Source organism: Microbulbifer flavimaris (assembly GCF_001641755.2).
In the GTDB taxonomy this organism is placed as follows: Bacteria; Pseudomonadota; Gammaproteobacteria; order Pseudomonadales; family Cellvibrionaceae; genus Microbulbifer; species Microbulbifer flavimaris.
The window spans coordinates 689,734-708,458 of the sequence record NZ_LRFG02000002.1 but is presented as its reverse complement, the minus strand read 5'-3'; the positions used below and the strand labels follow the sequence as shown (position 1 = coordinate 708,458).

Sequence of the window (18,725 nt, the reverse complement as noted above, 5' to 3'; positions counted from 1 at the left end):
TAATCCTTGCGGAATGTGCCGTTGAACTCGTTAAGAAAGTAGATCCACGAATGTTGATTGGTACACTTGTGCCTGTTATTCCTGCCCACTCTAAATCCTCAAGAGTGCTCGACCTTCAAGCATTGAAATCAATGCACACAATTACGCCCGGCTGCCAATGACGAACGGCTGAGATTAGCGGGTTGCGGAGCCGAAGCAGGCCTAAGAGAAGGAAAGCTGGGGTTGTCGTGCAGTGGAGGGGGAAAGGTGATGCTGCCGGCTTTTGCCGGCAGCATGCTCAAGAATAGTGAAAGAACTTATTGGCCGCTGGCCAAGTCGCCTTCTTTTACTGGATTACCGTCTGCATCGATCTCGACGATCGGGGCAATGTCCAGTCCGCGAATATCATCAGCGATTTTTCGTTTGTCGCCGACAATCACCCAGGTGAACTGATCCGGCTTGATGGTTTCGCGGGCCAGTGTATGGATGGTGTCCAGGTCGGCGTTTCGGATCAGCTCTGCATAGCCATCCATATAATCCAGCGGGCGCTCGTAGGTGATCATCTCCCGGGTTGCGCCGAGGATGGCATTGATGGTCTCGAAACGTCCCGGTAACTCATTGATCCGCTTGTCCTTGACCTTTTGCAGCTCCGCCATCTCCGCGGGTGCGTTGCCAATATAACCTCGCAGTTCCTTTTGCAGTTCTTGCAGCGACTCACTGGTTTTATCCGTCTGTACCGGTGCGTAAACCAGGAACGGCTGTTGGCCCTTTGCGTCGATCAGGAAGGAGAATGCACCGTAGGCCCAGCTTTTATCTTCACGCAGATTCATATTGATGCGTGAAGTAAAAGTGCCACCGAGGATGTCATTCATCATATCCAGGGCCTCGCTCTCGGCAATCCTGTCAGAAGAGCCCAGCAGACCGCCGATGATGATGGACTGCTCCGAGTCGGGTTTATCGATCAGGAATACGCGGGGCTCTTCCGGTAGCGAGACACTGGCCAGGTTCTTTTGCGGCAGGGGGATGTCCGGTGCGCGCCAGTCTGCGAAATGCTGCTCCAGCTTTTCGACCAGGGCATCCATGGTGATATCGCCCGCAACCACCATGGTTGCATTGTCTGGACGGATCCACGTCTGGTGGTGGTTTACCAGGTCCTCTCGCGTCAGCGAACTGATCGATTCCTTGGTACCACTGCCGGTGAGTGGCACACCATAAGCATGATCTTCACCGTAGAGCAGAGGTGGCAGCGTGCGCAGTGCCATCTGCAGTGGCCGGGTCTTTTCCTGATCGATCATCGCCAGCCAGCGAGTGCGCTTGCGCTCGATTTCTTCCTCAGCAAAAGAGGGCCGGATCACCACATCGGCGAATAACTTGACGGATTCATCCAGAGTGCTGGTCAGTGCCTCGAGGCCCGCGTTGGAGACATCGATTTGGGTATTGGCATAGATGCGCGCGCCGAGCATTTCCTGGCGAGCATCGATTTCCAGTGAGCTGAGGTTACTGGTCCCTTCCTTCAGCATCGACATGGTGTATCCGGCGGTGCCGAGGGTCTGTCCCAGATCTGCCGCGTAGCCAGCATCGAACATCAAGTGCATGTTGACCATCGGTACAGAGTGCCGCTCGGCAAGTACGACCTTCAGGCCATTGGAGAGCTCTGAAGTCTGCAGCTGCGGGAATGGCACTGTCGGGAATTCGCCGGTGTCGGGTAATTTCGATCGGTCTGCCCCTTCACTGGCTACCTTGTACTCGGGGAAGGGGTGGACCTCGAGGTTATAGTCGCCTGTGGCCAGCCACTCCTGCGCTGCGGTGCGGACTTGCTCCGGAGAAAGCTGTCGTTTCTCGTCAATATCTTTCAACAGGGCATTGGGGTCGCCGTGGTAAAGCTCACCGCGGGCCAGGATCACACCCTTGCCGCCCCAGCCGCCGACCTGTTCCAGGTTGCGGGCAGTTTCGGCATACTCACTCATGTTGACCCGGGCAAGTTCTTCCTCGGTCGGGCCTTCCTCAAGAAAGCGCGCGAGCTCCTCTTCAATTGCCGCTTCTACTTCGGATAATTCAACCCCCGCTCTGGCATCGGCAATGATCTGCAGAGCTGAGGCGAGTTCAAACTCATAAAATGCCGTTTGCACACTGGTAGCGATCTGGTCTTTATAGACCAGGCGTTCGTAGAGGCGGGAGTTCTTGCCGGAACCCAGAACGGACGCTGCGAGGGAGAGTGCATTGGTGTCTTCATGACCCATGTATGGCGCATTCCAGACCTTGTAGATGCGAGACTGGGCTACCCGGTCGAACATCTTCTCGCGCTTGGATTCGTCACGCTTGGCAATCCAGGCTTCCTTCTTGATCAGTGGTGGTCCGGCGGGGATATCACCGAAGTATTTCTGGGTCTTCTCTTTCGCGGTTGCTACATCGATATCACCGGCGAGCACCAGGACGGTATTGGCTGCACCGTAATATTGCTTGAACCAGTTATGTACGTCTTCCAGGGAGGCTGCATTCAGGTCGTCCATTGAGCCGATGGTGGTCCAGGAGTAGGGGTGCCCCGCGGGAAAAATTGCCTTCTGCATCTGTTCCCAGACTTTACCGTAAGGCTGGTTCTGTCCCTGGCGCTTTTCGTTCTGCACCACCCCGCGCTGTTCATCCAGCTTTTCCTGGGTAATGGCGCCAAGCAGATGGCCCATACGGTCTGATTCCATCCACAGCGCCATATCCAGTGCATTGCTGGGTACAGTCTCAAAGTAGTTGGTACGGTCGAGCCAGGTGGTGCCATTCATGCCGGTGGCGCCGGCAGCTTCAAAGGGCTTGAAGAATTCGTCGTTATAGTTTTCCGAGCCATTGAACATCAGGTGCTCAAACAGGTGCGCGAATCCCGTGCGTCCCGGCTTCTCGTCCTTGGACCCCACGTGGTACCAGACACCCACAGAGACAATGGGTGCTTTGCGGTCTTCGTGCACGATTACTCGCAGGCCGTTATCAAGAGTGAATTTCTGGTAAGGGATTTCTAGCGGAGAGGTAGTGGTTTGGCTGGCAGTTAGCGGGGGCTGGGGGGCACTTGAGGCCTGGCTGGAATCACTGCCGGGCTGCTGAGGCTCCCCGCAGGCTGACAACGCGAGTGTGAGCGCCGCCGGGATCCAGAACGGACGTACGGTTTTCATGGGATTTCCTTATTCTTGCTGTGCTCGGAACTGGATCATCCGCACTGCCACCGGCAGAAAGTAATAGCTTGCCTGCGGAACCTCGGAGCGGGCAATGATCACAGGTGCCTGAACTTTATACAGGGCGTAAGGAGGGGTGGCAAATGGCCGACTGTGCATCGGCCGGATGATGGAGAGCGCGGGAGCGGAACGGCTGAGAGGTGCGCTTCACCTCGGAGTTTTAATAAGCGTTGCGGATCACTTCGATACCGGGCCCGATGGCTTCGCGCCAACTCGACTCCACCCTTGAGTCAAACTCCGGATCGTGCTCGCGAATCGTATCCAGCAGTGCCTGCAGCCACAGGCTGTACCACTGCGGCCGAATACCGTATCCGCGACGGGAATGGCTCTCTCCCAGAGCGCGCAGCTTGGTATCGGGCATGCCGCGAGCGTGCAAAACCAGCTGCATGATGCCGTTGCGCAACAGGTGGCGCTGCTGCTTCATATCGGTTTCCGCAAAGAGGGCTCGAATTTCGTCCGACGTGCCCATAAAGCGACCATAAAAGTCGACAAAAAATTGCTCGCTGTTACAGCAGCGTCCGTAGCTCTGGAAGACGATATCGCTCGCGGCCTGTTCCATCAGGGGGTACTCCGGAAAGTGTGGGTGGCAAAGGGATTTTCTGGAAAGCGCGGATTTTATCGGTCGGGCGAACAATCGGGAAGGCCCTGTCCTTCCCGGTTTGTCGAAATTATTTTCCAGGCTCATCAATTCCGGACAGCAATGCCTCGTAGACTGCGGTTGCCACGGCACCATAGCGACCGGTGGCAAAAAGATCTCCTGCAAAGCGGTTCGAGTCCTTTTCCGGCTCCACGAGCGGCGAGTGCTTTTTATTGGTGAGCAGCACGATGCCAAGATCGAATGTCGGGTCGATTAGTGTCAGGGTTCCGGTCCAGCCGGTATGCCCATAAGCCTCTGCACTCGCCTGAGTTCCGAACATCCATTGCATATCCTCGTTGGCATTTCTCCTCCAGCCGAGACCAAATGTGGCATTTGCCGGAGAGGGGCTGGTAAAGCGTTGGATGGTCGGGCGGTCGAACAGGCATACATCGCCATAGCCGCCACCGTTCAGCATCACCTGCAGCAGTACGGCCAGATCACTGGTAGTAGAGAACAATCCCGCATGTCCTGACACGCCGCCCATAGAGTAAAACGCCTTCTCGTCATGAACTTCACCAATGAGGGTATGCCTGCGGATATTGGGGAAGTCGATGGACCCATTGCGGGTGTTGCCCATCCGTTCAGTCGCGGCAAACTGGCTGACGTCATAGCCCTTTTTTAATGGGTTAAATTTGGTGTTTTCCAGCCCCAACGGTGCGTAAATCTGTTGTTCTACATAGGTATCCAGGTGTTGTCCTGTGATGCGCTCCACCAGCAGGCCGAGCAGCATGTAATCGGTGTCGCTATAGGCTGTCTTGGTGCCGGGCTCATAGCTTAATGGTGACAGGGGCATGAAGCGCAGGGTCTTGTCTCTCTCCTGGGAAAACAATGCCTTCGCGACTTTGGGGTTGTGGTATTGAGGGTCGGGGGAGAAACCCGCTGAGTGGTTTAGTAAATCCATTACGCGCACTTTATTTTTGCCGCGGATGGGGTCGCCTTTTTGGTCTGCAAACTCCGGTAGGTATTTTTGCACAGGGGCCTGCAAATCCAGATGTCCCTCGCTGGCCAGTTTCTGCAGGGCAAAATTGGTTGCATACATCTTGGTATTCGAGGCCAGGTCAAACAGCGTATTCCGGCCGACTTTTGCCGGGTTCGCCAGTAGTCTGTCTCCGTCGAACTTCTGTCGAAAACCATACTGTGAGTTTTTCACAATGCGACCGTCCTTGATGATCAGCAGGGCGGCCCCGGGAAAGCCCTCAGCAATGTCCTGCTCAATCAGCTGGTCCACCCTGGCCAGCCCCGCGCTGGAAAACCCAACGGCTTCCGGTCTCTCGGCAGGGCGCAATACGGGAAATTCGCAGCGGCTTTCTCTCTCCCCGGCTGCGGCGGATACGTCGAGGGCAAGAATTAATGTTGCCAGGCAGGTCGCCAGCAGCCGTGCTGTCCTGTGGATTCCGGTTTTCATATTGTCTCCTGCTGATTGCGGTACTGGCTGCCCGAAGGTTTCAGGGCTTCCAGCCGGGTGACTCAAGACAGCAGGGAGAATAAATTATTTTTCTTATTGTTGGCGAGGGGAATATTCAATTGGCGCGTTGAGGGCATGTAGTGGCATTACTGGGGGCGCTGCAATTGGGATAGTGAGCCAGGCTGGGCAGGCGCTCACAGCGCGCTGTTTTCGTCCTGCAGGGTGACTGATACGGAGCCATCCCCGTCAATCGTGACAGAGACGTTGATTGGGCGGCAGCAGACCTGGCAATCCTCGACGTAATCGTGGGAGCCCTGGGACATGTCCAGCAGAAGCGTGATGGGTTCGCCGCAGTAGGGGCAAGAGGCGGCGTGCTCTTCCAGTCCCGCCATCAGTTCTCTCCATCTTGATCTGCGCTCAGGTAGCGCCCGGCCCATGCTGCCAGGGTGTCCGCAACGAACAGCGCATCGTCGCGGCGGGTGAGCAGGTGGTCGGCCTCATCGAGGCTGATAAAGCTTTTAGGATGCATGGCCCGATTATAGATTTCGGCGGCCTCATCAATGGAGACGGTCTGGTCCAGCGGCGAGTGGTAGATGAGCAGCGGCCGATCCAACTCGCGAATGTAGCCCATCTCCCGCTGGTCCAGGTCGTCGATAAAATGTTGTTTGATTACAAAGGGGCGTCCGGCGAGGTTCACTTCGGCCGCGCCTTGCTCCTCGATAGTGTCCACGGCACAGGCAAACTGCTTGATGACGTGATCCGGGTCCGCCGGTGCGGCAATGGTGACGATGGCCCGGGCATCTGGAATTTGACTGGCTGCTGCCAGTACCGCGGCACCACCAAGGCTGTGACCGATCAGGAGTTCCACCGGATGGTGCTGCTGCTTCAGGTACTCTGAGGCGCTCAGCAGATCGTCGACGTTGCTGGAAAAGTTGGTGTCGGAGAATTGCCCTTCACTGTCTCCCAGGCCGGTGAAATCGAATCTGAGTACCGCGAGTCCCTGCTCTGCGAGGCGCCGGCAAATCCGCGATGCTGCGAGCACATCCTTGCCGCAAGTGAAGCATGGTGCGAACAGTGCATAAGCGCGGGGCTCGCCGTCTGGAAGTTCCAGAATGCCCGCCAGTCTCTGGCCGTTCGCACCAGTGAAATGCACCTTGTTGCGCTTGCCCATTGCCAGAGTGTCTCCGCTGTTTTATGTAGTGAAATTACAGGATATGCGTTGTAGTGAAATTACAAAAACAGGGTAAGAGATGCCTTGCGTGAAAACAATTTGCCAGCAAAGAATTTTCATCGCTATTGACAACGTTATCAGCTAAATTCCCGGTCGGCGCGGGCCATTCCGCTTGTTATAATCCGCGCCCAATTTTTATCGTTTATCAAAAACAGAGGGGACTGGTGATGGCGGTCAAGCTGATGACGGATCTGGATCTCGCGGGCAAGCGCCTGCTGATTCGCGAGGACTTGAATGTGCCGGTTAAGGCTGGCGTCGTGACGTCCGATGCACGGATTCGTGCTGCGCTGCCCACCATCCGCAAAGCCGTCGATGCCGGTGCTCGTGTTCTGCTGATGTCGCACCTGGGGCGCCCGACGGAGGGCGAGTACGCCGAGGAGTTCTCCCTGGCGCCGGTGGCGGCCCACCTGGGCAAGCTGCTGGGCTGTGAGGTTCCCCTGATCAAGGACTGGCGCGACGGTGTCCAGATGGAGAGCGGTTCTGTCGCCCTGCTGGAGAATGTGCGCTTCAACGAGGGCGAGAAGAAAGATGACGAGCAGCTCGCCCGCGCTTACGCAGCGCTGTGCGATATCTTCGTCATGGATGCCTTTGGCACTGCGCACCGCGCCCAGGCCTCCACGCACGGCGTGGCCAAGTTTGCGCCGGTCGCCTGTGCGGGTCCGCTGCTGGCAGCAGAGCTGGACGCGCTCGAGAAGGCTCTGGCTGAGCCGGCGCGGCCGATGGTCGCTATCGTCGGCGGCTCCAAGGTGTCGACCAAACTGACGGTGCTGGAGACCCTGGCCGACAAGGTCGACCAGCTGATCGTCGGTGGCGGTATCGCCAATACCTTCCTCGCCGCCAGTGGCAAGCCGGTTGGCAAATCCCTGTGTGAGCATGATCTGGTCGATACGGCCAAGGCACTGATGGAGCAGTGCGATATTCCGCTGCCGGTGGATGTGGTCACTGGCAAGGAGTTCAGTGAGTCCGCTGCAGCCGAGACCAAGCCTGCGGATGAGGTGGCCAGTGACGATATGATTTTCGATATCGGCCCGCAGTCCTCCGAGCAGTTGGCGGCGATCCTGCGCGATGCCAAGACCATTATCTGGAATGGCCCGGTAGGCGTATTCGAGTTCGATCAGTTCGGTGGTGGCACCGAGCGCCTGTCCAAAGCCATTGCCGAGAGCGACGCCTTCTCCATCGCCGGTGGCGGTGACACTCTGGCAGCAGTCGATAAATACGGCATCGCCGAGCAGGTCTCCTATATTTCCACCGGTGGTGGCGCCTTCCTGGAATACGTGGAAGGCAAGAAGCTGCCGGCGGTGGCGATGCTGGAATCCCGCGCCAACGATTGACCCAGATACCGTCTCAGTGGCCTGCGCCGCTGGGGCGAAATAAAAAACGTAATCAGAATTTACAATTAGACGAGAAAGGTATTTTCCATGGCACTCATCAGCTTGCGCCAATTGCTGGATCACGCCGCCGAACACGATTACGGCGTTCCCGCATACAACGTCAATAACCTGGAGCAGATGCGCGCGATCATGGAGGCGGCCCGCCAGACCGACTCCCCGGTGATCGTGCAGGCCTCTGCGGGTGCGCGGAAGTACGCAGGTGCCCCTTTCCTGCGCCACCTGATTCTCGCCGCGATCGAGGAATTCCCGGAAATCCCGGTGGTGATGCACCAGGATCACGGTACCAGTCCCGCGGTGTGCCAGCGCTCTATCCAGCTGGGTTTCAGCTCGGTGATGATGGACGGTTCCCTGCAGGAAGACGGCAAGACACCGGCTTCCTATGAATACAACGTCGACGTGACCCGTCGTGCCGTAGAGATGGCCCACGCCTGTGGTGTTTCCGTTGAAGGCGAGCTGGGCTGTCTGGGCTCTCTGGAGACAGGTATGGCTGGCGAGGAAGACGGCATTGGCGCCGAGGGTAAGCTGTCTCACGACCAGCTGCTGACGGACCCGGAAGAAGCGGCGGACTTTGTGGCCAAGACCAAAGTGGATGCCCTCGCCATTGCCTGCGGTACCAGCCACGGTGCTTACAAGTTTACCCGTCCGCCGACAGGGGACATTCTCGCCATTGACCGTATCAAGGAAATCCATGCGCGGATTCCCGATACCCACCTGGTTATGCACGGTTCTTCCTCAGTGCCGCAGGAGTGGCTGGCAGTGATCAACGAGTTTGGCGGTGAGATTCCGGAAACCTACGGGGTGCCCGTTGAGCAGATCTGTGAGGGGATCAAGCACGGGGTGCGCAAGGTCAACATCGATACCGACCTGCGCCTGGCTTCCACCGGTGCCACTCGTCGATTCCTGGCCGAGAATCCTTCCGAGTTCGATCCGCGCAAATTCTACAAAGCGGCGCTGACCGCTATGAAGGATATCTGCGTGGCGCGTTACGAGGCATTCGGCACCGCTGGCAATGCCAGCAAGATCCGCCCGGTGAGCCTGGAAACCATGTATCAGCGCTACGAGGCTGGTGAGCTGGATCCGCAGATCAAGTAAAGCGAACCGCCTGGGTGGGGCCTACCACAGGGTGGGCCTCCCCCGGCATCGGCGAGGGTAGTCTGGCTCCCTCTTCCCGGTTGTCTTCCTCACATTCCGCTCTTCCTCTCGCCCTTCATCTATCCTGGCCGATTTCATGTGCCGCTCTGAGTGCCACCCTGTAGCTGACTGACAAACCCGCTATCAGTCCCGGGCTGCCCATGCCCGTTGTTCTCATGTGCGAACTCCTGGCGCAAAATGCAGTACTATTGGCGCCATGGAATTAATGCGCGAACTGTCCACCCTGGAGCACAGCCCGGTCCTGAAGCGACCGGACTTTACGGCTTTGCGCGATCAATTGCCCCGCCTTGATTTCAGCGGTGAGGAATCGCTGCTGCCTGAACTGCAGGACTACCGCAGTTTCTACAACCTGCACTTCCCGCTGGCAGAGAAGACCGGCGTCGGCACTTTTATGGCGGCGGGATTCGAGTTGGTTTCCCAGTACTGGCTGGTAAAGGAGCCGCGCGGCACCCTCTTTATCTGCCACGGCTACTTTGATCACACCGGCATTTACGGTGCGGCGATCCGCTTTGGCCTTGAGAGAAACCTGAATGTGGTCATTTTCGATTTCCCGGGTCACGGTCTTTCCAGTGGTGAACCGGTGGCAATCGATACCTTCCTGCAGTATCGGCAGGTGTTAAGTGGCCTGCTGGCTATTGCCCGGGACAAACTGCCGGGGCCCTGGCACGCCATGGGGCAGAGCACAGGCGGGGCGGCGTTGCTGGCGTATCTGCAATACAGCGCCTGGCAGCCGTTTGAGAAGGTCTTCCTGCTCGCACCGCTGGTCCGGCCGGCCCGCTGGCATCTGCGGAAGTGGATGTTCTACCTGGGCCGTTTCTTTATGGTCGCGCCCAACCGTGGTTTCAATATCAATACTCACGATGCGGAGTTTGCCCGCCGTCAGGCTCACCGAGACCCGTTACAGTCCCATGTGATGTCGATGCGCTGGCTGGGCGCGATGGTGGACTGGCTGCATGCCTTCCCGAAAACGGCGCGCAACGATAAGCGCATCCTGGTACTGCAGGGCACAGATGATGAGACGGTTTCGTGGCGCTACAACATGCGCGTGATCCGCGATCGGTTCCCCAATAGCAAGCGGGTGATTATCCGTGGCGCCCGCCACCAGATGATCAATGAGACCCAACCCTTTCGTCACCAGATCCTGAAGGCCCTGGACGACTGGTTAACGGAGTTGCCCCGCAGCCGGCGGTGAGCGGTGCCCTGCTTATTTTGCAGTATCCGGCTGAGCCCCAGCCGTCCCGGTTTTCCCGTCAAACATTAATGGACAGGTCTCTCCTGCGAGGCGACTAGAGCGCCGCCCGCCGCAATGCCCGCGTCTTGCGACGCTGTGCCAGCGCGTCGGTGGTGTAGAGGGCGAGGCCGATCCAGACGAAGGCGAAGGTCACCAGTTTGGCCTCATTGAAGGGCTCTCCGAACACCAGCGTGGCTAGCAGAAGCATCAGCGTTGGCGCCAGGTACTGCAGGAAGCCCACGGTGGACAGATTCAGTCGACGCGCGGCGATGTTGAACAGCAGCAACGGTAGCAGCGTGATCGGGCCGGCGAGCAGCAGCAGGCCGTTCAGTTGCAGGCTGTTGTCGAGAAGGTTGCTGGTGGGGCTGTCGCTCCAAAGCAGGTAGAGCAGCGCGATGGGGAGCATGTACAGGGTTTCCATGGCGAGGCCGGTCAGGCTCTCCACCGGCGCGCGCTTGCGCACCAGGCCGTAGAAGCCGAACGACAGCGCCAGGAACAGCGCCACCACCGGCAACTCCCCGAATTGCCACAGCTCGTGGCCGATCCCGATGGTCGCCAGCGCCACCGCCAGCCATTGCAGCGGTCGCAGGCGCTCTCCCATAAACAGTACGCCCAGCAGTACGTTGATCAGCGGGTTGATGTAGTAACCCAGGCTGGCATCGAGCAGGTGCGCGTTGGTGATTGCCCAGATAAACACCAGCCAGTTGCTGCCGATCAGCAGCGTGGAAAGCGCCAGTGTCCCCATGCGCTTGCGATCGCGCAGGGTGGCGATGAAGTCCGGCATTTTGCCGATGAGCACCAGAATGATCAGCGCCAGGGCCAGTGACCAGATACTGCGGTGGGCGAGGATTTCCGGTGCGGAAATGCCGTCCAGCAGCTTGAAGTACAGCGGCGCCAGTCCCCACATGAGGAAGGCGGTGATACCGGCAAGCAGGCCGGCGGCAGCAGAATCTTTATGGGGCACAGGTCGCTCGCGGCTTTTGGCCGTTGGTCTGGGTCAACAGGGAGGGGCGCCACCGCGGATCGCGCGGATGGGGCGCCGCGGCGGATTCTACTCGCAAAATCCGCGCGGGTCAGTGCCCTTAGTGGAGGCCCCGGCGTAGATGCCGGGGCCTACAACGACGCCGGCCGCTCAGAAGAGCACGCGACAGCGGAGGGTGCCGGGCACCTTCTTGATCTTCTCCAGAGCCAGATCGGAGTACTCGGCATCCACATCGATCACCACGTAGCCGAGGGTCTCGTTGGTCTGCAGGAACTGCGCAGAGATGTTGATGGCATTTTCCGAGAACACCTGGTTAATGGCGCTGAGCACGCCGGGCACATTCTGGTGGATATGCAGCAGGCGGTGCACGCCGGCGTGGCCAGGCAGTGCCACTTCGGGGAAGTTCACCGAGCTGGTAGTGGTGCCGTTGTCGGAATAGGTTGCCAGTTTCTCGGCCACTTCCACGCCGATATTTTCCTGCGCTTCCATGGTAGAGCCGCCGATATGGGGAGTCAGCAGCGCGTTGTCGATGCCGCGCAGCGGGGACTGGAACTCATCCTCGTTACCCCGGGGTTCTACCGGGAAGACATCGATGGCGGTGCCGGCCAGGTGACCGCTTCTCAGTGCCGCCGCCAGTGCCTCGATATCCACGACGGTGCCGCGGGAGGCATTCAGCAGGATGGCCCCGGGCTTCATTTTCTCCAGCTGTTCGGCGCCGATCATCATCTTCGTCGACGGCAGCTCCGGCACATGCAGGCTGACCACGTCGGACTGCGCGAGCAGCTCGTCCAGTGAATGGATCTGGGTGGCGTTGCCGAGGGGCAGCTTGGTGACCACGTCAAAGAAGACCACGCGCATGCCGATGGCCTCGGCCATTACCGACAGCTGTGAGCCAATGGCGCCGTAACCAATGATACCCAGGGTCTTGCCGCGGGCCTCAAAGGAACCGGCGGCGGATTTCAGCCAGCCGCCGCGGTGGCACACCGCATTTTTCTCCGGAATACCGCGCAGCATCAGAATGGTCTCGGCGATAATCAGCTCCGCTACGCTGCGGGTATTGGAATAAGGCGCGTTGAAGACCGAGATGCCGAGATCCGTGGCGGCTTTCAGGTCGACCTGGTTGGTGCCGATACAGAAGCAGCCCACGGCAATCAATTTGGGGGCGCTCTCCAGTACCTTGCGGGTCAGCTGGGTGCGGGAGCGGATGCCGATAAAGTGGGCATCGGCGATTTTCTCAATCAGTTGCTCTTCCGGCAGCGAAGTCTTCAGGTACTCCACATTGGTGTAGCCGCGGGAAGCCAGCAGGTCGATCGCAGACTGGTGCACACCTTCCAGCAGCAGAATACGGATTTTGTCTTTTTGCAAAGAGATTTGCGGAGCCATAAACACTCTCTACTATGGGCAACGGTTTTGGAGAAAGTAAAAGCGCTGGATTCTGCGGTTTCGGCTGGCGATCCCGGCAACGAATGATCAAATGCGAGGTGCCTGCCGCAGCGTATTCGGGCAGGGTTCGATCCGCCCCTGAGCAAAATTCAGTACGCTCAACCGGGAGTCCGGCGAGGGCGCGATCATAACACACGGGGCTGTAAAAGCTTTACACGAAATGTTCATCCTAATGGGGCCGGTAGTATGTACCAACATCGATATACCTGCGGCAGTGAATGTCACCTGCCCACTGGAAAAATAGTCTGTGTAGGACGTAATTACGCAGCGCATGCCGCAGAGCTCGACAACCCGATTCCCGAAGAGCCCCTTTTATTTATCAAACCTGCCACCGCTGCCGTGGCGATGGCGGAACCCATTCACCTGCCGGCGGGGCGGGGCAGTTGTCATTTCGAGGGCGAGCTGGCGCTGCTGGTGGGGCAGAAACTCTCCGGTGCCAATCCGGTCGAGGTGCCCGGCGCCATTGCCGGGCTGGGCCTGGCCCTGGACCTCACCCTGCGGGAATTGCAGTCGCAGCTCAAGGCGGATGGCCACCCGTGGGAGAAAGCCAAGGCCTTCGATGGCGCCTGCCCCCTGTCGCCGTTCGTGAAACTGGACTGGCTTCCGGACTGGGATGCGCTGACGTTTACCCTGTGGCTGAACGATCAAATCCGCCAGCGGGGCAAGACTGCCCATATGCTGACGCCAATCCTCGACCTCGTCGCCTATACCAGCAGCTACTTCACCCTGGAACCCGGTGACATCGTCCTTACCGGTACGCCGGCGGGTGTGGGGGAGCTGCTGCACGGTGACCGCCTTGTCCTGCAATTGGAGGACGACTGGCTGCGAGTCGAAACGAGCGTCGCCTGAGTCGCTTCGTGCTTTTGCCGCGACGGGTGCCCGCGGGCGCTACCATTGTTAGCAACGGGCTGGCCAACTATGATGCCGCCGGCCGGAATACCCTCCGGCCATTGACCATCCAATTTCAGCGCCCAAAAGGCGCACCAGGGAAACGATAGAGAAGTGGCGCGATGACTGACCTGAATCCCATCCAGACCGTCCGTATCCTCACCACCGGCGGCACCATCGAGAAGAGTTACTGTGAGGAGGACGGCACCCTGCGCAACCGCGCCTCCATCATCCGCGATGGACTGATCGCCAGCCTGCGCCTGCCCTACACCCATCTGGAACTGGACAGTGTCCTGAACAAGGATTCGCTGGAGATGGACGATTCGGACCGCCAGCAGATCGCCGACGCGGTGGCCCGCACCGCGAAAACCGGCGACCCCATCGTCATCCTGCACGGCACCGATACCATGTCCAACAGCGCCGACTACTGCTTCGAGAAGCTGGGCACGCCACCGGTCGCCGTCGTTTTTACCGGCGCCATGAAGCCCATGGGCTTTATCGACTCCGATGCTCGCCAGAACGTCACCGAGGCCTTGCTGGCTGCGCGCCTGCTGCCGGCGGGCTTTTATATCGCGTTCCACAACCGGGTCTTCACCATCCCGGGGGCGTGCAAGAACCGCGAGACCGGCACCTTCGAGGCAGTTGCCACCGGTCAGTGAGCCTGGTTGCGCGACAGTCTGGAGCTTTTCAAGGCGCAGTATCCGTCATTCCCGGCTTCGCAGTGGCAGTGGTTGCGCGTTACAATGCCGAGCTCTTTGATTTGTGATCACATTTTCGGTATAAACCGAATGATCCTTCAATTTTAACCGTGAGGTGCGCCATGTCGGAACAAAATAAGACCCCCCAGACCCTGCAGGAATGGCAGGCGATGGCCGAATCCCTCCAGATCGAAGGCCGCGCCTTCATTAACGGCGAGTACGTGGATGCCCTGTCCGGCGAGACCCGTGCGACCCGCAGTCCCGCCGATGGCCGCGAGCTGGCCCAGATTGCGAGCTGTGGTCCGGAAGATGCCGAGCTGGCGGTCAAAGTCGCCCGCAAGACCTTCGAGTCCGGCGTCTGGTCCCATATGCCGCCAATGGAACGCAAGAAGGTCATGGTGCGTTTCGCCGAGCTGATCGAGGCCAACCGGGACGAAATCGCCCTGCTGGAGAGCCTGGATGCCGGCAAGCCCATCAGCGACACCATGAATGTGGATGTGCCCGGCGCAGTGACCACCATCCGCTGGAGCGGTGAAGCAGTGGACAAGATCTACGACGAAGTCGCGCCCACCGGTCCCGACGAGCTGGCCCTGGTGCAGCGCATGCCACTGGGGGTGGTAGCTGCCATCGTGCCGTGGAACTTCCCGTTGTCCACCACCTGCTGGAAACTGGGCCCGGCGCTGGCCACCGGCAACAGCGTGATCCTGAAACCCGCTTCCAACACCCCGCTGACCGCGCTCAAGCTCGCCGGCCTGGCGAAAGAGGCCGGCCTGCCGGACGGCGTACTGAATGTATTGCCCGGGCCGGGCAGCAGCCTCGGCAAGGCCCTGGGTCTGCATATGGATATCGACTGCCTGACCTTCACCGGCTCCACCGAGGTTGGCAAGACCCTGACCGAGTACTCCGGCCAGTCCAACCTGAAGCGCACTTTCCTAGAGCTGGGCGGCAAGAGTCCCAACATCGTGTTTGCCGATGCGGACCTGGACAAGGCGGCCGAGGCGGCGGCGCTGGCGGTATTCTTCAACCAGGGCGAGACCTGCACCGCCGGCACCCGCCTGCTGGTGGAGAAATCCATCGCCGGTGACTTTATCGAGAAGGTGAAAAAGGCCAGCGAGCGCTTCAAGCCCGGCCACCCGCAGGACCCGAATACGGTCATGGGGGCGCTGATCGACAGGAACCAGTTCGATACCGTTGAACACTACGTGTCCAAGGGTAAAGAGGAGGGCGCCCAGCTGGTTTGTGGTGGCGCGGCTTCCAGCGCGGTCGAGGGCGGCCACTATTACGAGCCCACGGTCTTCCGCGGTGTGAACAATGATATGACCATCGCCCGGGAAGAGATTTTCGGCCCGGTACTGGCCGTCATTGAATTCGAGACCGAGGAGGAGGCACTGCAGATTGCGAATGACTCCATCTACGGCCTCGCTGCCGGTGTCTGGACCCACAATATCAGCCGTGCCCACCGTATGGCCCGCGACCTGCGCGCCGGTTCCGTATGGGTGAACAACTATTTCGGCGGCGACATCACGGTGCCGTTCGGTGGCTTCAAGCAGTCCGGCAACGGCCGCGACAAGTCCCTGCATGCGCTGGACAAGTATTGCGAGCTGAAATCCACCTGGATTGATATCTCCTGATATCTACCTTTTCAGACATCCTGTTTCTACGTATCTTGAGGGCCGCAACAGCGGCCCTTTTTTATTTATGAAACTCATTTACACCCACGAAAATCGCCTGCTGGTCGAACTGGCCAAGAGCAAGCTGGAGATCGCAGGTATTGCGGTTTTCCTCAAGAACGAATACGCCCAGGGAGCTACCGGGGAGCTGGCACCGCACCAGGCGTGGGCGGAGCTGTGGCTCGAGCGGGAGCGGGATTACGAGCGGGCACTGCAACTGCTGCGGGAGGACCCGGGGCCCGATACAGACTGGCAGTGTCGCGGTTGTGGGGAGCACAACGGGGCAGCGTTTGATTACTGCTGGCACTGTGGAAAGTCGCGGCCGGCCGAATAAGGGCCCAGCCACCACAACCGTTCAGAAACGGTTAGGTTGGCGCGCCTAAAGTGGCTGCCTGCAGTTTGGAGAATTCCGATGACGATAACAAAAAATACTCTGCCCGCGCTTCTTGTGGGTGCGGGTCTGCTGCTGGGCCTGGCCATCCTGGGCTGGTCTGCCACCCAGGCGGTGGAGCGCTTCAAGGGCTATGAGCGCACGGTGACCGCCAAGGGGCTGGCTGAGCGGGAGGTTCCCGCAAATATCGTCATCTGGCCGATCCAGTTCACGGCTGCCAGCAATGACCTGCAGGAGCTATATGGGCAGATCGCGGCCAGCAGTGGGCGCATCGAAAGCTTTCTCGGTGAGCAGGGCATTTCCGCCGGCGAGATTTCAGCTTCCCTGCCGGCGGTGACAGACCGGCTGGCACAGCAATACAGCTCCGGTGCACGGCCCGAGTTTCGCTATACCGCCCTGCAGACGGTGACGGTGTACTCCCGGCAGGTTGATAAGGTGCGCGCGGTGATGGATCAATTGGCGCAGTTGGGGCGTGAGGGCATCGCTTTCTCACAGAACAACTACCAGGGTCAGGTCGAATATATTTTTACCGGCCTGAATGACATCAAGCCGGAAATGATCGAGCAGGCCACGAACGAGGCGCGACAGGTCGCACAGAAGTTCGCCGAGGATCCGATAGCGTGCTGGGGAAGATCAAGCGTGCCTCTCAGGGGCAGTTCAGCATCAGTGATCGGGACAAGAACAACCCGCAAATAAAAAAGGTGCGGGTGGTCTCCACGATCGAATATTACCTCTCAGATTGATTGAGCGAGGAAGCCATCATGATCAAACCTGCGATTGCAGCAGTTATCAGTATTTCCCTGGCTGCCGGAGCCAGCGCTGTGCTGGCCAAACCGGGCAACGACCTTCCGCCGGGGCTGCAGAAAAAAGTCGAAAACGGTGGCGATCTGCCCCCTGGCTGGAAGAAGAAGCTGCGCAAGGGGCATATCCTCGAACATGAGATCTACCGCCACGGCGTCATCGTCCAGCCGGTAGACCGGCACGGGATCGTCACCATCAGCATCCAGGGAGAAATCGTGCGCCTGATGCATCACACCCGCGAGATTGTCGATATTCTCAGCCATTGACCCGGTCGCCGGCGCCCGCCACCCACTTCGCGGGCGTTAGCTTCCTCCCCCACTCTGTCTGCAGCGCCTCCCCCGCACTCCCCGCCACTTATACTCCAGCCAGTCCCTTGCAATCGATATGGAGAGCGTAATGACCATCAAGAGACACGGCCTGGCGATCGGGCTGGAACGTACCGGCGAGCAGTTCTTCCTGAGCCTGCGTGTACACGGCAAACTGACCCATGAGGACTACCAGTCCCTGGCGCCGATGCTGGAATCCGCCATGGAGGGCATCGAAGATCCCGAAATTGATGTATTTCTCGATGCGCGCGAACTCGAGGGCTGGCAAGCCCGGGCCGCCTGGGATGATCTCAAGCTCGGCCTGAAGCACGGTCGGGAATTCCGCAAAGTAGCCATTCTTGGCAACCAGCGCTGGCAGCAACTGGCCGCCAAGGTGGGTTCCTGGTTTATCGGCGGCGAAGCGCGCTATTTCGAAGAGGAAAGTGAGGCCATGGCCTGGCTGGAATCGTCGCCGTAGAATAGGCCGCTCTGAAGCAAAGGCGGCAAAAGGAACTTCCGAATGTTTGAGTGGATGGCAAGCCCCGAGGCATGGGTGGCGCTGGCGACACTGGCGGCGCTGGAGATTGTCCTCGGCATCGACAATATCATCTTTATTTCCATTCTGGTGGGCCGCCTGCCTCCGCACCAGCGTGAGCCGGCCCGGTTTATCGGACTGGCGCTGGCCATGATCACGCGCCTGGCCCTGCTGTTTTCCATTGTCTGGATTATGGGGCTGGTAGAGCCCTGGTTCAGTGTGTTCGGGCACGAGATCTCGGGGCGCGATGTGATCCTTGTGGGTGGTGGCCTGTTCCTGTTGTTCAAGGCTACCCATGAAATTCATCACAGCCTCGAGGGGGTAGATGGCAGCGAGGGGGCCGTAAAGGTGTCCAGTTTCAGTATGGTGCTGGTACAGATCGCAATTCTGGATATTGTCTTTTCATTGGATTCGGTCATTACGGCGGTAGGCCTGGTCGACCAGATTTCCATCATGGCCATCGCCATTATTCTCGCGGTGATCGTCATGCTGGTGGCGGCCAGGCCAATTGGCGAATTTGTCGAACGCCACCCGACGGTGAAAATGCTGGCCTTGTCCTTCCTGATTCTCGTTGGCTTCACGCTGATTCTGGAAGGCTTCGAGGTGCATGTGCCCAAGGGCTATATCTACTTTGCCATGGCGTTTTCCATGGGTGTGGAGATGCTCAATATTCGCCTGCGGAAAAAGCAGGCCAAGCCGGTGGAACTGCACAAGCCATTCCATGAGGAAAAGGCGTAGTAGCCAGGTAAAACCGGCAACATAAAAAAGGGG

The 18,725-nt window shown here is 59.0% G+C and carries 18 protein-coding genes; 11 read left to right on the top strand and 7 right to left on the bottom strand.

The window, feature by feature from the left end; all coding sequences use genetic code 11:
* Window positions 1-296 precede the first annotated feature (296 nt).
* From AWR36_RS07885 to AWR36_RS07865, 5 genes are all read right to left on the bottom strand, one after another.
* Window positions 297-3,134 (bottom strand): M16 family metallopeptidase, encoded by a 2,838-nt coding sequence (locus tag AWR36_RS07885; RefSeq protein WP_067083430.1) that lies wholly within the window; start codon window positions 3,132-3,134, stop codon window positions 297-299.
* A 220-nt stretch (window positions 3,135-3,354) separates the two neighbouring features.
* Window positions 3,355-3,753, bottom strand: a complete 399-nt coding sequence (locus tag AWR36_RS07880) for a globin (RefSeq protein ID WP_067083428.1) — start codon at window positions 3,751-3,753, stop codon at window positions 3,355-3,357.
* Between the two features lie 109 nt (window positions 3,754-3,862).
* Window positions 3,863-5,236 (bottom strand): penicillin binding protein PBP4B, encoded by a 1,374-nt coding sequence (gene pbp4b / locus AWR36_RS07875; protein WP_067083425.1) that lies wholly within the window; start codon window positions 5,234-5,236, stop codon window positions 3,863-3,865.
* Between the two features lie 194 nt (window positions 5,237-5,430).
* Window positions 5,431-5,628: a CPXCG motif-containing cysteine-rich protein gene (locus AWR36_RS07870; RefSeq protein ID WP_067083422.1), complete on the bottom strand. Its 198-nt coding sequence runs from the start codon at window positions 5,626-5,628 to the stop codon at window positions 5,431-5,433.
* Window positions 5,628-6,407 (bottom strand): alpha/beta hydrolase family protein, encoded by a 780-nt coding sequence (locus AWR36_RS07865; RefSeq protein WP_096866624.1) that lies wholly within the window; start codon window positions 6,405-6,407, stop codon window positions 5,628-5,630. Before AWR36_RS07865 ends, AWR36_RS07870 begins: the two co-directional genes overlap by 1 nt.
* 227 nt (window positions 6,408-6,634) lie before the next feature.
* Between AWR36_RS07865 and AWR36_RS07860 the strand changes: the two genes are divergently transcribed.
* From AWR36_RS07860 to AWR36_RS07850, 3 genes are all read left to right on the top strand, one after another.
* Window positions 6,635-7,798, top strand: coding sequence for a phosphoglycerate kinase (locus AWR36_RS07860; protein WP_067083417.1), 1,164 nt, complete (start codon window positions 6,635-6,637; stop codon window positions 7,796-7,798).
* Window positions 7,799-7,885: 87 nt separating this feature from the next.
* The gene (gene fba, locus AWR36_RS07855) at window positions 7,886-8,950 is read left to right on the top strand and encodes a class II fructose-bisphosphate aldolase (RefSeq protein WP_067083415.1); all 1,065 of its coding nucleotides are present in this window, start codon (window positions 7,886-7,888) and stop codon (window positions 8,948-8,950) included.
* Window positions 8,951-9,215: 265 nt separating this feature from the next.
* Window positions 9,216-10,202, top strand: a complete 987-nt coding sequence (locus tag AWR36_RS07850) for an alpha/beta hydrolase (protein ID WP_231745281.1) — start codon at window positions 9,216-9,218, stop codon at window positions 10,200-10,202.
* Between the two features lie 94 nt (window positions 10,203-10,296).
* Here AWR36_RS07850 and rarD read toward each other — a convergent pair whose 3' ends face one another.
* Window positions 10,297-11,205 (bottom strand): EamA family transporter RarD, encoded by a 909-nt coding sequence (rarD, locus tag AWR36_RS07845; RefSeq protein WP_082679474.1) that lies wholly within the window; start codon window positions 11,203-11,205, stop codon window positions 10,297-10,299.
* A 168-nt stretch (window positions 11,206-11,373) separates the two neighbouring features.
* Window positions 11,374-12,606: a phosphoglycerate dehydrogenase gene (gene serA, locus AWR36_RS07840; RefSeq protein ID WP_067083409.1), complete on the bottom strand. Its 1,233-nt coding sequence runs from the start codon at window positions 12,604-12,606 to the stop codon at window positions 11,374-11,376.
* A gap of 246 nt (window positions 12,607-12,852) precedes the next feature.
* On the opposite strand from serA, the gene AWR36_RS07835 reads away from it, so the two are divergent.
* From AWR36_RS07835 to AWR36_RS07800, 8 genes are all read left to right on the top strand, one after another.
* The gene (locus AWR36_RS07835; protein ID WP_067083407.1) at window positions 12,853-13,515 is read left to right on the top strand and encodes a fumarylacetoacetate hydrolase family protein; all 663 of its coding nucleotides are present in this window, start codon (window positions 12,853-12,855) and stop codon (window positions 13,513-13,515) included.
* 161 nt (window positions 13,516-13,676) lie between these two features.
* A complete protein-coding gene (locus tag AWR36_RS07830; RefSeq protein WP_067083404.1) occupies window positions 13,677-14,213 on the top strand; it encodes an asparaginase domain-containing protein in 537 nt (178 codons plus the stop codon).
* A 161-nt stretch (window positions 14,214-14,374) separates the two neighbouring features.
* A complete protein-coding gene (locus AWR36_RS07825) occupies window positions 14,375-15,883 on the top strand; it encodes an aldehyde dehydrogenase (RefSeq protein WP_067083401.1) in 1,509 nt (502 codons plus the stop codon).
* 67 nt (window positions 15,884-15,950) lie between these two features.
* Window positions 15,951-16,256 carry a putative signal transducing protein gene (locus AWR36_RS07820; protein ID WP_067083399.1) on the top strand — a complete coding sequence of 102 codons (306 nt, stop codon included), beginning with the start codon at window positions 15,951-15,953 and terminating at the stop codon, window positions 16,254-16,256.
* Between the two features lie 78 nt (window positions 16,257-16,334).
* Window positions 16,335-17,009: an SIMPL domain-containing protein gene (locus AWR36_RS07815; RefSeq protein WP_231745280.1), complete on the top strand. Its 675-nt coding sequence runs from the start codon at window positions 16,335-16,337 to the stop codon at window positions 17,007-17,009.
* A 65-nt stretch (window positions 17,010-17,074) separates the two neighbouring features.
* A complete protein-coding gene (locus AWR36_RS07810; protein ID WP_067104623.1) occupies window positions 17,075-17,380 on the top strand; it encodes a hypothetical protein in 306 nt (101 codons plus the stop codon).
* A gap of 130 nt (window positions 17,381-17,510) precedes the next feature.
* Window positions 17,511-17,897, top strand: a complete 387-nt coding sequence (locus AWR36_RS07805; RefSeq protein ID WP_067083393.1) for a SpoIIAA family protein — start codon at window positions 17,511-17,513, stop codon at window positions 17,895-17,897.
* A 42-nt stretch (window positions 17,898-17,939) separates the two neighbouring features.
* On the top strand, window positions 17,940-18,692 hold the full coding sequence (locus AWR36_RS07800; protein ID WP_067083391.1) for a TerC family protein: 753 nt from the start codon (window positions 17,940-17,942) through the stop codon (window positions 18,690-18,692).
* Window positions 18,693-18,725 lie beyond the last annotated feature (33 nt).

Excerpts from the sequence above, each read along its gene's own strand:
- AWR36_RS07800 (WP_067083391.1), top strand. The coding sequence starts at position 17,940 with ATGTTTGAGTGGATGGCAAGCCCCGAGGCATGGGTGGCGCTGGCGACA.
- serA (WP_067083409.1), bottom strand. The coding sequence starts at position 12,606 with ATGGCTCCGCAAATCTCTTTGCAAAAAGACAAAATCCGTATTCTGCTG.
- AWR36_RS07805 (WP_067083393.1), top strand. The coding sequence starts at position 17,511 with ATGACCATCAAGAGACACGGCCTGGCGATCGGGCTGGAACGTACCGGC.
- AWR36_RS07860 (WP_067083417.1), top strand. The coding sequence starts at position 6,635 with ATGGCGGTCAAGCTGATGACGGATCTGGATCTCGCGGGCAAGCGCCTG.
- AWR36_RS07815 (WP_231745280.1), top strand. The coding sequence starts at position 16,335 with ATGACGATAACAAAAAATACTCTGCCCGCGCTTCTTGTGGGTGCGGGT.
- AWR36_RS07865 (WP_096866624.1), bottom strand. The coding sequence starts at position 6,407 with ATGGGCAAGCGCAACAAGGTGCATTTCACTGGTGCGAACGGCCAGAGA.
- AWR36_RS07820 (WP_067083399.1), top strand. The coding sequence starts at position 15,951 with ATGAAACTCATTTACACCCACGAAAATCGCCTGCTGGTCGAACTGGCC.
- AWR36_RS07885 (WP_067083430.1), bottom strand. The coding sequence starts at position 3,134 with ATGAAAACCGTACGTCCGTTCTGGATCCCGGCGGCGCTCACACTCGCG.
- fba (WP_067083415.1), top strand. The coding sequence starts at position 7,886 with ATGGCACTCATCAGCTTGCGCCAATTGCTGGATCACGCCGCCGAACAC.
- AWR36_RS07830 (WP_067083404.1), top strand. The coding sequence starts at position 13,677 with ATGACTGACCTGAATCCCATCCAGACCGTCCGTATCCTCACCACCGGC.
- AWR36_RS07850 (WP_231745281.1), top strand. The coding sequence starts at position 9,216 with ATGCGCGAACTGTCCACCCTGGAGCACAGCCCGGTCCTGAAGCGACCG.
- AWR36_RS07835 (WP_067083407.1), top strand. The coding sequence starts at position 12,853 with ATGTACCAACATCGATATACCTGCGGCAGTGAATGTCACCTGCCCACT.
- AWR36_RS07870 (WP_067083422.1), bottom strand. The coding sequence starts at position 5,628 with ATGGCGGGACTGGAAGAGCACGCCGCCTCTTGCCCCTACTGCGGCGAA.
- AWR36_RS07825 (WP_067083401.1), top strand. The coding sequence starts at position 14,375 with ATGTCGGAACAAAATAAGACCCCCCAGACCCTGCAGGAATGGCAGGCG.
- pbp4b (WP_067083425.1), bottom strand. The coding sequence starts at position 5,236 with ATGAAAACCGGAATCCACAGGACAGCACGGCTGCTGGCGACCTGCCTG.
- AWR36_RS07810 (WP_067104623.1), top strand. The coding sequence starts at position 17,075 with ATGATCAAACCTGCGATTGCAGCAGTTATCAGTATTTCCCTGGCTGCC.
- AWR36_RS07880 (WP_067083428.1), bottom strand. The coding sequence starts at position 3,753 with ATGGAACAGGCCGCGAGCGATATCGTCTTCCAGAGCTACGGACGCTGC.